The following is a 12,111-nucleotide window of genomic DNA, read 5'->3' as shown; positions in this document are numbered from 1 at the left end:
CGGAATTTCGATCCGGGGCGCGTGCGTTCGGGGGTGGCGATATTGGTCACAGGCGTTCGAGCGTCCCTTCGATCCAGGCACGATGGCGGCGTTCGTCCTCGAGATTGGCGCGCAAGGTCTGCTGCACGCCGGGATCCGCGGCCTCATGCTCCAACGCCGCTTCATAGGCCTTGTTGGTCACTTCCTCATTGGCGAGCATGGCAGCGAGGATGGCGCGGTCGCCGATCAGCCCGGCAATGACGACCTTGCCCTTGGTCAGGATCTTCTTCCAGTCCGCGCCGTCGGGCACGTCCGCGCCGAGCGCCCGCAAATGGGCACCGAGATTTTCGGTATGGGCCCGATGGTCCGCGCAATAACGGGCGAGCGTCGATTTGAAGCTGTCGTCTTCAAGCCGGTCGATGGCCGCTTCATAGGCCCGGATCGCATCGTAATCGAGATGAACAAGGTCCTGGAGAAGCTTCACAAGACCGGAATCGGTAACAGTGGTTGCCATAACATGTTCCTTTCGATGAACCGGTTAAGACAACTTTCAAATTTTGAATTGGTTCCCTAACCCCTTGAAGGAGTTGGAAAAGCCATGGTTTCGCCAAGCCCGGGGGCGTCGAGGCGCCCGGTCTGCCCCGGATTTCAATGCAGCTTGGCGATTTTCAGGCTGTCGGCCTTGGCCTTGGCCTTGACCGATTCCTCGCTGCGCGTCAGCGCTTTGGCGATGGCGCGGCGGGTCATCCCCTTGCGCGCGAGCGTGTGGAGCTTCTGGGTCTCTTCGCTGGTCCAGGCCTGTTTGTGCCGTTCGAAACGCTTCTCTGCCATGTGATCCCTTCCCGGGGTTGCGAGCGGCGACTGTACACGAAATGACGGCCGTCCCTAGCCTTGGCGCGCTTCCCGGATCATCGGCGTCATCACCGGCGAGCTGCCATGCTGGATTTCGCCCATGATCTCGAAACCGTGGCGCTGGTAGAGCGAGATATTGCGCGGGTTGGAGCTTTCCAGATAGGCGGTCGTGCCGGTTTCGTCGCAGACCGCCAGCGCATGCTTCATCAGCGCGCCGCCCAGCCCCTTGCCGAGATGCGCGGGATCGGCGGCGATCAGCGGCAGGTACCAATGTTCGCCCTCGGGATGATAGTCGTCCTGCATCGCCATGAAGGTGCCGATTTCCTCCAGCCGTTCGGGCGCCACGGTTTCGGCGACGAGCGCGCCCATCGTCTCGGCATCGGGCTCGACGCCCGGCGGCAGCCAGAGCGCCGCCGCCTCGAAATCCGGCGTAATGTATGCCGTAGCCTCGTCGAACGCCTTGCCGCCAAAGGCTTCGGTCAGCTTCGCCATCGCCGAGAGATAGGTCTGCCCTTCGGGCCAGATCCAGCGGCACAGCGGATCGGCGGCAAAGCCCAGGACGATGGTGTCGATGGCGCGGGCGCGCTCCTCGGGGGAGGCGGGGCGGATTTCGGGCGGGGCTGTCATGCTCTGCAATCTCCGGCGAAGGGAAGCGCTGCCCTTCTATCATGGTCGCCGGCGCAACGGGAGATGGCGCTAGGCGGCCCTCGACCTTCGGCCCTCCTGGGGATGAAGCGCGGCCATGATCTTTTCCGCCAGGCTGGCCAGGGGATAGGGTTTCATCAGGACGTTCCGATGGGCTTCGAGCGCCTTTTCGTTGAACATCGAATGACCGGCGAACCCGGTGGTGAAAACGATCGGCAGGTCCGGACGCAGCGCTGCGGCCGCTTCCGCGAGCTTGGTGCCGTCGATCCCGCCGGGCATCACGACGTCGGTGAACAGCAGGTCGATCTCGGGATGCGTGATCAGCCGCTGGAGGCCGCTCACACCGTTTTCGGCCTCGATGACCCGGTAGCCGAGATGTTCGAGATTCTCGACGGCGACGGCGCGCAGATCGGGCTGGTCCTCGACGACGAGGATCGTTTCCTGCGGCACGCGCGTCTGGCTCTCATATCGCGCCCGTGTTTCCGCCGCTTCCACGGCTTCGCGCGCCACCGGCAGATAGAGGCGGACCGCGGTTCCCCTGCCGGCCCGGCTGGCTATCCGGATCTGGCCGCCCGACTGTTTCATGAAACCGTACACCATGCTGAGGCCTAGGCCGCTGCCCTTGCCGGTCTCCTTGGTCGTGAAAAAGGGTTCGAACACCTTGGCGAGCACGTCTTCGGGAATGCCCGTACCGGTATCGCTCACCGCGATCATCACATAGTCGCCGGGATCGACCGGAAGATCCGGTGAGCCGAAATCCGTATCGAGGGTCACGGTTTCGCCCTTGATCGCCAATGTGCCGCCGTCGGGCATGGCATCGCGGGCGTTCACGGCGAGGTTGAGGATGGCCGATTCGAGCTGGACCCTGTCGGCGCAGATCGGCGGCAAGTTTGCGTCGAATTGGCAATCTAGGACGATATTCTCGCCCAGCGTCCGTCGCAGCAGATGCTCGATGTCCGAAACCATCGCGCCCGGGGACACGGTTTCGATTTCCAGCTTCTGCTGGCGCGAAAAGGCGAGCAGCCGCCGTGTCAGTTCGGCGCCGCGCTCGGCGGCCATGCTCGCCGCCGCAAGCCTGCGCTGCGTTGCCGGATCGCCGCTGATGCTGCGCTCGACCAGTTCGAGATTGCCCATGATGACACCGAGCAGATTGTTGAAATCATGTGCCATGCCGCCGGTCAGCTGGCCGACCGATTCCATCTTCTGGGCCTGGAGCAGCTGGTTTTCGATCGCCTTGCGTTCCGTGATGTCGATAAGCACGGCCAGACCGCCCACGATCTTTCCCTCTTCGTCATGCTGCGGAGAACCGGAAGCCAGAACGTCGAGCGTCTCGCCGGACTTTTTGACGAACTGCATCTCGATCTCTTTGATCGGTGCGCCGCGCAGGAAGGCGGGGCGCCATTCCTGTACGATCTTCTTCGCGGTTTCCGCGGCCATGAATTTCGTGGCCGGTTTGCCGACCACCTCTTCGCGGGCATAGCCCAGGGTCTCCAGCCACAGGTCGCTGACATTCTGGATGCGATAATCGGGCCCGATCGAGTGCATCATGACCGGCGCGTTGTTGTAGAGGCTCCGGTAGCGCTCCTCGTTCGCGCGCAGGCCGTCCCAGGCGAGTCTTTCCGCGGTCATGTCGGTAACGGCCGCGAACACGAAGCGTTCGCCGGATACCGGATCGACATAGGGCACCTTGTCGATACGCAGCCAGGTCTCGCTGCCGTCGGGCAGGATATTGACGTCGACCTGCCCGAGCCGGGGTCGCCCGGATTCGATAACCTCAAGATCGTCCTTGTGAACCTCCTTGGCCTTGTGGGGGAGGAGGTCGTAGGTGCTCCGGCCCTCGATTTCCTCGACCGGCTTGCCGAACATATGGGCGGCGGCCTTGTTCAGGCGCAAGATGCGGTTCTTGTCGTCCTTGTAGAAGATATGAAGCGGGATATTGTCGAGGATCATCTGAAGTTCGGTGTTGCTGCGCCTCAGTTCCGCACTGAGTGCCTCGGCCTGTGCCGCCTGGCTCGCCAAGTCGCGGCGCGACGCGACGAGATTGGCGAACTCCCTGTTTTGCCGCAAGGCGATGAAGATCGTCATGATGCCGATCATCGTCATGTTCACCGCGATCGCCTGGAACACCGGTGCGCTCGACAGCGCAAGATAGCCGACAAAGGGCGGAAGGCCGATCAGCGCCGTGAGTATCGCGGCGCCGCGAAGATAGATCATGCAGAAGATGCAGGCGAGGATCGTAAGCCCGAGAAAGAATACGACATGGCCCTGCTGATAGGCATCGCCATAAGGCAGCAATGCCAGCGCCCAGCTGGGAAAAGCGAGCGCCAGGGCGAGGGTCGTCCAGATCGTCCGCTTGAGCTTGCGTTCGGCCAGCGCGGCGTCGATCTCGGTGTGACGCAGCCGCCACCAGTCGAAGGTACGGCTAAGGCAGATGACTGCCATCAGTGCGGGTGGGGTCGCGGCAAGCAACGGCGGCGCGACCGAGAGATGCGTCAGGCTCAGCGCCAAGGTATTGGCCAGGAGCACGACATGCATCAGCGGAATTTGGCGCGTGAAGGCCTTGGCTTGCGCGATCAGAAGATCGGGCTGGTCTGTCGGTACGGAAAATGGATTGCAGAAAAAGCGCGACACGCAAACTCGACCCCTGTTGTCGATTTACCGGTACGGCGCGCAGGGTTAACAAATCGTAAAAATAGCCGGTTTTCAAGCGCCTTGCCGATAATTTCGCGGCGTTTCGCGATCAGGCTGCCGTCGCCGCCCTTCGTTCCTCGATCGCTGTCGCCGCTTCCTGCATCAACGTCGCGATGATGTCCGCGACCGGCTCTTCGGCCTTGACCATGCCGACCGACTGCCCGGCCATGATCGATCCGTTTTCGACATCGCCGTCGATCACCGCGCGTTTCAGGGCGCCGGCCCAGAAATGTTCGATCTGGAGCTGCGCCTCGCCCATCTCGATTTCGCCGGCGTCGAGCAGCTTGGCGACTTCGATCTGCTTGCGGTTGAACTCCTCGGTGCCCTTGTTCTTGAGCGCGCGGACGGGAATCACGGGCAGGCGCGGATCGATCTGGGTGCTGGCAATCGCGTCGCGCGCGGGGGCGCGGATAAAGGCCTTTTTGAAATTTGCATGCGCGATGCATTCGGTGGCGCAAACGAAACGCGTGCCGAGCTGGACGCCCGCCGCGCCGCTTTCCAGATAGCCCAGCATCGCCGTGCCGCGGCCGATGCCGCCGGCAACGAAGATCGGCAGCTCCTGCGCCAGTTCGGGCAGTATTTCCTGGGCGAGGACGCTGGTACTGACCGGGCCGATATGGCCGCCGGCCTCCATGCCTTCGATTACCAGCGCGTCGACGCCGGAGCGGACGAGCTTTTTCGCTAGCGCAAGCGCCGGGGCGAAGCAGACAAGCTTTGCGCCGAAGCCCTTGATCTTCTCGATCGCCTTGCCCGGGGGCAGGCCGCCCGCGAGCACGATATGGGAGACTTCATGGCGCGCGCAGACGTCGATCAGTTCGTCGAGCATCGGGTGCATGGTGATGAGGTTCACACCGAACGGCTTGTCGGTGCGCTTTTTCGTCTCGGCGATTTCGGTGTCGAGCATGTGCGGTTCCATCGCCCCGCAGGCGATCACGCCGAAGCCGCCGGCATTGGAGATGGCCGAGACGAGATTGCGTTCCGAAATCCAGCTCATCGCGCCGCCCATGATCGCATAGTCGGTGCCGAGAAATTCGCAGCCCCGCGCCATCATCGCGCGAACGGTGTCGAGGCCCGTGGTCGTCGGGAAAGCGCTCACGCGCCTTCCTCGGCCGGAACGTCTTCGGAATCCAGCCCATAGGCGGTGTGCAGCACGCGCACGGCGAGTTCGGTATAATCCTCCTCGATCAGCACGCTGACTTTGATCTCCGATGTCGTGATCGCCATGATGTTGATGCCGCGATCGGCGAGCGTCTGGAACATCGTGGAGGCGACGCCCGCATGACTGCGCATCCCGACGCCGACGACCGAGACCTTGCAGATATTGGTGTCGCTGGAAATTTCGCGATAGCCGATCTTGTCCTGCGCCTTTTCGAGCACGTCGAGCGCGCGGGCGAGATCGGCGCGCGGCACCGTGAACGTAACGTCGGTATTGCCGGTTTCGCGCGCGAAATTCTGCACGATCATGTCGACATTGATATTGGCCTCGGCAAGCGGCGTGAAGATATGCGCGACCGAGCCGGGCTTGTCGGCGACCGAGGTGAGGGTGACCTTCGCCTCGTTCTTGTCATAGGCGACACCGGTGATGAGCTGTTCTTCCATTTCGCTTTCCTCGAATTCCTCTTCGCCGACGATCATCGTGCCGGGCTTGTCCTCGAACGAACTGAGCACCTGCAGCGGGACGCCATGTTTCATCGCCAGCCCCACCGAGCGCGTCTGCAACACCTTGGCGCCGACGCTGGCGAGCTCCAGCATCTCTTCATAGGTAACCTTGGCCAGCTTGCGCGCGCGCGGCACGATACGCGGGTCGGTCGTATAGACGCCGTCGACATCGGTATAGATATCGCAGCGATCGGCCTTCATCGCGGCGGCGACGGCCACCGCCGACGTGTCGGAGCCGCCGCGGCCCAGCGTCGCGACGCGGCCTTCCTCGGTCATGCCCTGGAAGCCGGGGATCACGGCGACCTGCCCGCCCTCGATGGCTTTCGCCAGGATATCGGTGTCGATGCCGGCGATCCGCGCCGAGGCATGGGCTTCCGACGTCTTGATCGGCAGCTGCCAGCCCATCCAGCTGCGCGCGGTGACGTCCATCGACTGGAGCATGATCGCCAGCAGCCCGGCCGAAACCTGCTCGCCGCTCGCCACGACCACGTCATATTCGCGCGGATCGTAGAGCGAGGAGGCTTCGCGGCAGAATTGGACGAGCCGGTCGGTTTCTCCGGCCATCGCCGAAACGATCACGGCGACGTCGTTGCCGGCGTCCACTTCCTTTTTGACGCGCTCGGCCACGGCCCGGATCCGTTCGATCCCGGCCATGGAGGTGCCGCCGAATTTCATCACGATGCGAGCCATTAAACTGTCCGAAATACCCCCGAGAAACCTAGCATTTGCCCCATAGGAAGCGGGGCGCGATCCTGATAGGTAGGGCGGATTATGAACGCAAGTGCAGCCTCGTCCTCCCCGTCCATCGACCCGAAGGAAGCCGAACATTTCGGCAAGCAGGCCGCCGACTGGTGGGATCCCAAGGGGTCTTCGGCGATGCTCCACAAGCTCAACCCCTCGCGGCTGGGCTATATCCGCGATGCGGTGAACCGGCATTGGGGGATCGACGAGCATGAACGCAACCCGCTCGCCGGCAAGCGCGCACTGGATATCGGCTGCGGCGCCGGGCTGCTCGCCGAACCGCTGGCGCGGCTGGGGGCGGCCGTTACCGGCATCGACGCGGCGCCGGAGAATATCGAGGCGGCCAGGGCCCATGCGGCGGAGACCGGCCTCGTCATCGACTATCGAGCTGGCGGGATCGAAGCGGCGTCGGGATCCTATGATCTTATCACCTGCATGGAGGTGGTCGAGCATGTCGCCGATCCCGCGGCGTTCGTGCAGGGCATCGCCGATGCGCTGGCGTCCGATGGCCTGCTCGTCATGTCGACGCCCAACCGCACCGCCGCCTCGCGGATCGCGATGATCACGGTGGGCGAGGGGCTCGGCCTCATCCCCCGAGGGACGCACGACTGGAACAAGTTCCTGACGCCCGAAGAGCTGACGGCGTTGCTGGAAGAGGCGGGCCTTGTTGTCGGGGACATCTCCGGCCTCGGCTTCTCGCCGCTGCGCGGTTTCGAGATTTCCAGCCGGACGGCGCTCAACTATCTGGTGACGGCCCGGAAAACCGGATAGGCCGCGCCCCGGCCGACGAGCTTCCAAGGACCCTGCATGCCCACTCTCGACGAACTGCTTTCCTGGAGGACGGAGCTTGCTGCGCGCTATCCGGACGCGGCCCCGAAGCCGCCGAACCTGATCGGCGTGGGCGCCGCGCGCTCGGGCACGACCGCCCTCTATCACCTGCTGGAACATACCCCGGACATCCGCATGAGCCCGGTCAAGGAGATCGCCTATTTCTCCAGCCGCTATGACCGGATGACCGACGCCGAATATCTGCAATTCTTCCTGGGCGGCGAAGCGGCGCGCTTTCGCGGCGAAATTTCCCCGCAATATCTCCACAGCCCCGAAGCGCCCGGACGGATCAAGGCGCTGTGCGGCGATTGCCGGATCGTCATCCAGTTGCGCAATCCGGTCCGGCGCGCGGTGTCGCACTATAGGCACCATTATCCGCACCATAAGAATGACGACATCAACGCCTATTTCCGCGAGGGGCTGGAGCGCTACGATACGGATTTCGAGCCGCCGCGTTTCTGGCACCCGGTCGCGAATATGCGCCACAGCTTCTATCACGACGCCGTCCGGCGCTATCTGGACGTTTTTCCTGCTGGGTATGTGAAGATCATCGCGTTCGACGATATCGTCGAAAAGAACCGCACCGTCTGCGCGGATCTGGCCGCATGGCTGGGCGTGGAGCTGCCGCGGCCGACGATGCCGCGCGTCGGCTCGACGCAGAAGAAGATCGGCGGCGGTCCTCTCGATCCCGGCATCCGGCGCGAACTTGCCAGCCTGTTTTCCGAGGATTTCGCGCAAACGCGCCGGCTGACGGGCATTCCGGCCGCGCGCCTGCGCCAATAAAATCTAGGCGCCGGGCTTTTCTACGGTGACGACCATGAAATTCTTCTCAAGATCGTCCATCGGATAGCGTTCGAGCTTTTCGCGGTGTTGCTCGTAGAAGGCGGGTTCCATAGGGTAGGTGACGTAATGCGTTTTGCGGCGGATGAAGCCGATTTCTTCGAACCAGATCAGATAGTGCGCATAGGTCGCCTTGTTGACCCAGGCCGGCTTTCGCGCTTCGCCGGTCCGCTCCAGGGTGAGCGCCTCGATCTCTTCGTCGGACATGACGAGATGGCACCAGGGCACTCCGGTCTGGTGGATCAGGTGCGATGCGCTCGCGCCGCGATGAAGATTATATTTCAGGAACGCCGTGCCGCCGGGCTTCAGCATGGCGAAGATGTTTTCGAGCGCCCTTTTCGGATTTTCGACATGCTCCAAAACATCGAAAGAGGCCGCGTGATCGAACTGGCCGAGCGTGAGCGCTTCGTCGCTGGTAATGTCGATCCTTTTGTAGAAGGGTCGGTCCGCGAACGGCCCCTTGAGCGAGCGGGGCGTCGGATCCACGCCCACCGCCGCCGCGCCGAACAGATCTTCGATCGCTGCGCAAAACTCTCCGAAGCCGCAGCCAATCTCCAGAAACCGCTTGCCGCGCAGTGTTTCAGGGTCGAGCTTCAGTTTGTTGACGACATTCTTCGCCCGGGCCTCGCCACGCTCGATCAGCGATGCATCGTCATAGCGTTGGCGCTTGACCTTCAGTTCCATGGCTGGCCCCGGTCCATCAGGCTTTTTTGGGCATGTGGCGGATGGAAAAATAATCGGCGCCGCAGATCTTCACCGCCTTCGGGCGCATCTCCTCGTCGTCGACCGCCGCTTGGCGAATAATGGCGGCATAGCTTTTGGCCTGGCTCAGGCCGCACAGCATCATCTTGCCGCCGACAGAGGCGAACGGGACAAGCCGGCTGGGGCCGCGCAGATAGTCGATCAGCCCTTCGGTAACGCCCGGCCAGTCGACATTGAAAAGATCGTCGAGAAAGACGACGCCGCCATCGCACAGGCAGGTTTCCGCCGCCATCAGGTCGCTCACCGTGTGGGCGCGCGTATGGCCGCCATCGATCGAGAATAGCGCGACCCTCCCTTCGATCGACCGGAAAAATCCATGCGCCTCGGCCGATGTGGAATCGAGATGGCGGGTTTCGATCCGGTCCGGTTCGGCGGCATATGTCGCGGCATTTTCGGCGAAGATATCGTGACTGCCCTTGCCCGAACTGTCGATGTTGAGATGCTGGCTGTCGAATATATCGACGCCGTAGCATTTCTGTCCGGCTGGGGTGACATTCTCGATCGCGAGCAGAAAGCGGCCGTGATGGACGCCGATCTCGCAGCTGGCGCCGACAATTTTCTGGTCAGCCTGAAAAGCGGCAACCCGCGAAAGTGCCCAGAGCACCGGCAGCTGCAGCCAGCCTTCGACCTGACGATAGCCGTTCTGGATATAGCTGCGAAGCTGCGGGTTTTCGATCTTCACGGTTCACATCATCCTGTTGCGCGGGGCAGCGCGTGCTGGTCGAGCCCGTCAAAGCTGTATTCGGGGAAGCGTTTGAAGAACACCGCATCCTTCTCATACACCATGTCGATCAGCTGCGGCGTATAATAGTCGCGATAGGTCTTGCCTGGCTCCATGACCCCGGTGACGCCGAAAGGCTTGATCGCGATGCCCGGTGGCAATCCCGCCTTATCGGCAAAAACCCGAAAATCCGCGTCCAGCCTTTCCTGATGCAGATAAACGTCCATCTTGCGCTGGAATCGGCCATGGGGATCGCGGGATTGGCGGCGGCCCACCTTTTCTTCCAGGAATTCGGCGAAGGTCATCCCGGCGTGCCGTTTCAGCCGTTCGATATAAGCCGCCTTGTCGACTTCCGGCAGCTTGTGGATGAAGCTGTTCTTGTTGTTCACGCTCTGCAGACGCCTTTTGGTGTTGCGCAGATATTTGGCGACATACCAGCTGAACAGGTTGCGGACGCCGACGACCTTGGTGAGCCCGTCAACGGCATCGGCCAGCCCGGCGTCCTGCAGATTTTGCAGCGTGCTGTGCTTGCTGGATACGAACAGCTTGCCGTCGCGCTCGATATCCTGCGCGGGCAGGAATTCGCCGATGCCGGCATCCTGCAAGGCTTTGATCACCGCCGAACTGCCGGTCGCAGGCGCGGCGAAAAACGCGAAACCAAATTCTCTGGATATATAGGCCATGGATTGTCCGCGGGATGACTTGTCAGGCGCCGGCCGTCAAAAATCGACCTTGTCGTAATGGGCGGGTGGGGAAATGACCTCCATCCGCTCGGAAAGCAAGGGGCGGAAGCTGGGACGGGATTTGAGGCCCGCATACCATGCCTTGGCCTGGGCATGGCTCGACCAGTTGAAGCCGCCCAGATAATCGGCGACCGAGATTTGCGCGGCAGCGGCGAGGTCGGCGAGACTTAAGGTGGCGCCACCGATCCAGCGGCGGTGATCGAGCAGGTAATCGATATAATCGAGATGGGCGTCGGCCGATTTCATCGCCTCGCGCAGCGCGGTCCCGTCGGGCGAGGCGCGGTGGATCAGTCGCTTGAACATCCGCTCATGCATCAGCGGCAGGGTGACGTCGGCGAAAAACGTCTCGTCGAACCAGGCGACGAGGCGGCGGATCTCGGCGCGCGCGGTGGCCGGGCCGGTGATCATCCGCGCAGCCTCCACCGTTTCTTCGAAATATTCGCAGATCGCGCGGCTGTCGATCAGGGTCGTGCCCTGGTCCTTGTCGACCATCACCGGCGTTTTGCCGGCCGGGTTGATATCGAGAAATTCGTCCCGCCGTTCCCAAGGCGATTCCCGCACGAGATCGTAGCCGATGCCCTTCTCACCCAGGAGCAGGCGGACCTTGCGACTGAATGGACAGAGCGGAAATTGGAAGAGTTCCCACATGGCGCCGGACATTAACGTTGCGGTGGATGCCGTCTAGCGCTTTTCGGGGTAGAGGAGACGATCGGCTGCCCCAATTAATTGTCGGTATCGCGGCGCATCCGACGGCTCCAGCTTTCGAGCTCGGGCATCATGGTGGTCAGCTGGCGGGACATATCGCCGATCATCGCGGTCAGCGCCCGTGCGCCGCCGCGCATTTGCGTCTCCAGCTCGGGGTTTTCGCGTTCCATCACGTCGCGCAGGGTGTCGCCCGGGCGCACATCGCCGGCGATATCGGCCTGGGGCAGCGCGGCGGCGATGCTGGCGACCGGCATGTCGAGCAGCGTGCTCACGAACCTGTCGACCATGAGTACGGTCTCGTCGCTTTGCGCATAGGGGTCGTCGTCCCAGATATCCGGGCTTGTGGGCGGCGGTAGCTCGCCTGCACTGTCGTCCGCATAGGACTCGCCGGGCCAATCATCCTGCGCGGCGGCGGGTGCGGATGCGGCGAGCGCGATCAGCAGCGGGGCGGCGATGGACAGGCGGCGCATGGCAATCTCCTCGAAAACCGGGGATTTTATATTAGCGCGAGATTAGCAAGCGCCAAATGAGTCCGCGCTGAACGGGTTGCGGCGTGCGGCTGCCGGAGGGCGGCTCACTCTTCATAGATGTAATAGAGCATTTCGTTGCCGCCGGGATCGCGGAAATGGAAGCGCCGGCCGCCCGGGAATCCGTATATCTCCTGCAGGATTTCGCCGCCGGCATCGATCACGCTTTCCCGCGCGGTTTCGAGATTGTCGGTTTGGAAGCCCGGTAGCGGCGGCCGGACGGCATCCTCCCGATGAATACCGATTTCGACCGCACCGCCCGAAGATCCCGCATAGTCGGGGCCGTAGTCGGTGAATTCCATGCCGAACACGGCCGAATAAAAGGCCTTCATCGCCTCCACATCGGCCGTATAGAGCTCCAGATAATTGGGTTTCTGCATGGCGCCGCCTCCTTCTTGCGCTTGTACCGGACAGGCGG

General features: G+C 62.7%; 14 protein-coding genes. 2 read left to right on the top strand and 12 right to left on the bottom strand.

What is annotated here, in order from left to right:
* Nucleotides 1–46 precede the first annotated feature (46 nt).
* From H6P80_RS13665 to H6P80_RS13640, 6 genes are all read right to left on the bottom strand, one after another.
* Nucleotides 47–493 (bottom strand): DUF892 family protein, encoded by a 447-nt coding sequence (locus H6P80_RS13665; RefSeq protein ID WP_185801907.1) that lies wholly within the window; start codon nucleotides 491–493, stop codon nucleotides 47–49.
* Between the two features lie 134 nt (nucleotides 494–627).
* The gene (locus H6P80_RS13660; protein WP_185801906.1) at nucleotides 628–810 is read right to left on the bottom strand and encodes a hypothetical protein; all 183 of its coding nucleotides are present in this window, start codon (nucleotides 808–810) and stop codon (nucleotides 628–630) included.
* Between the two features lie 54 nt (nucleotides 811–864).
* Nucleotides 865–1,458 carry a GNAT family N-acetyltransferase gene (locus tag H6P80_RS13655; RefSeq protein ID WP_185801905.1) on the bottom strand — a complete coding sequence of 198 codons (594 nt, stop codon included), beginning with the start codon at nucleotides 1,456–1,458 and terminating at the stop codon, nucleotides 865–867.
* Between the two features lie 69 nt (nucleotides 1,459–1,527).
* Nucleotides 1,528–4,107, bottom strand: coding sequence for a hybrid sensor histidine kinase/response regulator (locus H6P80_RS13650; RefSeq protein ID WP_185801904.1), 2,580 nt, complete (start codon nucleotides 4,105–4,107; stop codon nucleotides 1,528–1,530).
* A 109-nt stretch (nucleotides 4,108–4,216) separates the two neighbouring features.
* Entirely contained in the window at nucleotides 4,217–5,215 is a 999-nt protein-coding gene (locus H6P80_RS13645; RefSeq protein ID WP_185802147.1) for an NAD(P)H-dependent flavin oxidoreductase, read from the bottom strand.
* Between the two features lie 44 nt (nucleotides 5,216–5,259).
* A complete protein-coding gene (locus tag H6P80_RS13640) occupies nucleotides 5,260–6,516 on the bottom strand; it encodes an aspartate kinase (protein ID WP_185801903.1) in 1,257 nt (418 codons plus the stop codon).
* A gap of 81 nt (nucleotides 6,517–6,597) precedes the next feature.
* Here H6P80_RS13640 and ubiG point away from each other — a divergent pair, with 81 nt between their 5' ends.
* Both ubiG and H6P80_RS13630 read left to right on the top strand, forming a co-directional pair.
* Nucleotides 6,598–7,338 (top strand): bifunctional 2-polyprenyl-6-hydroxyphenol methylase/3-demethylubiquinol 3-O-methyltransferase UbiG, encoded by a 741-nt coding sequence (gene ubiG / locus H6P80_RS13635; RefSeq protein WP_185801902.1) that lies wholly within the window; start codon nucleotides 6,598–6,600, stop codon nucleotides 7,336–7,338.
* A 36-nt stretch (nucleotides 7,339–7,374) separates the two neighbouring features.
* Nucleotides 7,375–8,178 carry a sulfotransferase domain-containing protein gene (locus H6P80_RS13630; protein ID WP_185801901.1) on the top strand — a complete coding sequence of 268 codons (804 nt, stop codon included), beginning with the start codon at nucleotides 7,375–7,377 and terminating at the stop codon, nucleotides 8,176–8,178.
* Nucleotides 8,179–8,181: 3 nt separating this feature from the next.
* Here the strand turns inward: H6P80_RS13630 and H6P80_RS13625 are convergent, their stop codons facing one another.
* From H6P80_RS13625 to H6P80_RS13600, 6 genes are all read right to left on the bottom strand, one after another.
* Nucleotides 8,182–8,919 carry a class I SAM-dependent methyltransferase gene (locus H6P80_RS13625; protein WP_185801900.1) on the bottom strand — a complete coding sequence of 246 codons (738 nt, stop codon included), beginning with the start codon at nucleotides 8,917–8,919 and terminating at the stop codon, nucleotides 8,182–8,184.
* Between the two features lie 16 nt (nucleotides 8,920–8,935).
* A complete protein-coding gene (locus tag H6P80_RS13620; RefSeq protein WP_185801899.1) occupies nucleotides 8,936–9,679 on the bottom strand; it encodes a class I SAM-dependent methyltransferase in 744 nt (247 codons plus the stop codon).
* An 8-nt stretch (nucleotides 9,680–9,687) separates the two neighbouring features.
* Complete coding sequence (locus tag H6P80_RS13615) at nucleotides 9,688–10,401, bottom strand: hypothetical protein (RefSeq protein ID WP_185801898.1); 714 nt, start codon at nucleotides 10,399–10,401, stop codon at nucleotides 9,688–9,690.
* Between the two features lie 36 nt (nucleotides 10,402–10,437).
* Complete coding sequence (locus tag H6P80_RS13610; protein ID WP_185801897.1) at nucleotides 10,438–11,109, bottom strand: glutathione S-transferase family protein; 672 nt, start codon at nucleotides 11,107–11,109, stop codon at nucleotides 10,438–10,440.
* Nucleotides 11,110–11,183: 74 nt separating this feature from the next.
* Nucleotides 11,184–11,636 (bottom strand): hypothetical protein, encoded by a 453-nt coding sequence (locus H6P80_RS13605; protein WP_185801896.1) that lies wholly within the window; start codon nucleotides 11,634–11,636, stop codon nucleotides 11,184–11,186.
* A 104-nt stretch (nucleotides 11,637–11,740) separates the two neighbouring features.
* Nucleotides 11,741–12,073: a VOC family protein gene (locus H6P80_RS13600; protein ID WP_185801895.1), complete on the bottom strand. Its 333-nt coding sequence runs from the start codon at nucleotides 12,071–12,073 to the stop codon at nucleotides 11,741–11,743.
* Between the last annotated feature and the right edge of the window lie 38 nt (nucleotides 12,074–12,111).

The sequence above is a fragment of the Parasphingopyxis marina genome, assembly GCF_014237875.1.
In the GTDB taxonomy this organism is placed as follows: Bacteria; Pseudomonadota; Alphaproteobacteria; order Sphingomonadales; family Sphingomonadaceae; genus Parasphingopyxis; species Parasphingopyxis marina.
Note: the sequence above shows the minus strand (reverse complement) of the source record. Positions and strands in the feature narration are given on the sequence as shown.

What these genes read in the sequence shown, in the direction of transcription:
- H6P80_RS13600 (WP_185801895.1), bottom strand. Translation starts at nt 12,073, where the DNA reads ATGCAGAAACCCAATTATCTGGAGCTCTATACGGCCGATGTGGAGGCG.
- H6P80_RS13660 (WP_185801906.1), bottom strand. Translation starts at nt 810, where the DNA reads ATGGCAGAGAAGCGTTTCGAACGGCACAAACAGGCCTGGACCAGCGAA.
- ubiG (WP_185801902.1), top strand. Translation starts at nt 6,598, where the DNA reads ATGAACGCAAGTGCAGCCTCGTCCTCCCCGTCCATCGACCCGAAGGAA.
- H6P80_RS13645 (WP_185802147.1), bottom strand. Translation starts at nt 5,215, where the DNA reads ATGGCGCGGGGCTGCGAATTTCTCGGCACCGACTATGCGATCATGGGC.
- H6P80_RS13640 (WP_185801903.1), bottom strand. Translation starts at nt 6,516, where the DNA reads ATGGCTCGCATCGTGATGAAATTCGGCGGCACCTCCATGGCCGGGATC.
- H6P80_RS13665 (WP_185801907.1), bottom strand. Translation starts at nt 493, where the DNA reads ATGGCAACCACTGTTACCGATTCCGGTCTTGTGAAGCTTCTCCAGGAC.
- H6P80_RS13605 (WP_185801896.1), bottom strand. Translation starts at nt 11,636, where the DNA reads ATGCGCCGCCTGTCCATCGCCGCCCCGCTGCTGATCGCGCTCGCCGCA.
- H6P80_RS13610 (WP_185801897.1), bottom strand. Translation starts at nt 11,109, where the DNA reads ATGTGGGAACTCTTCCAATTTCCGCTCTGTCCATTCAGTCGCAAGGTC.
- H6P80_RS13615 (WP_185801898.1), bottom strand. Translation starts at nt 10,401, where the DNA reads ATGGCCTATATATCCAGAGAATTTGGTTTCGCGTTTTTCGCCGCGCCT.
- H6P80_RS13630 (WP_185801901.1), top strand. Translation starts at nt 7,375, where the DNA reads ATGCCCACTCTCGACGAACTGCTTTCCTGGAGGACGGAGCTTGCTGCG.
- H6P80_RS13625 (WP_185801900.1), bottom strand. Translation starts at nt 8,919, where the DNA reads ATGGAACTGAAGGTCAAGCGCCAACGCTATGACGATGCATCGCTGATC.
- H6P80_RS13655 (WP_185801905.1), bottom strand. Translation starts at nt 1,458, where the DNA reads ATGACAGCCCCGCCCGAAATCCGCCCCGCCTCCCCCGAGGAGCGCGCC.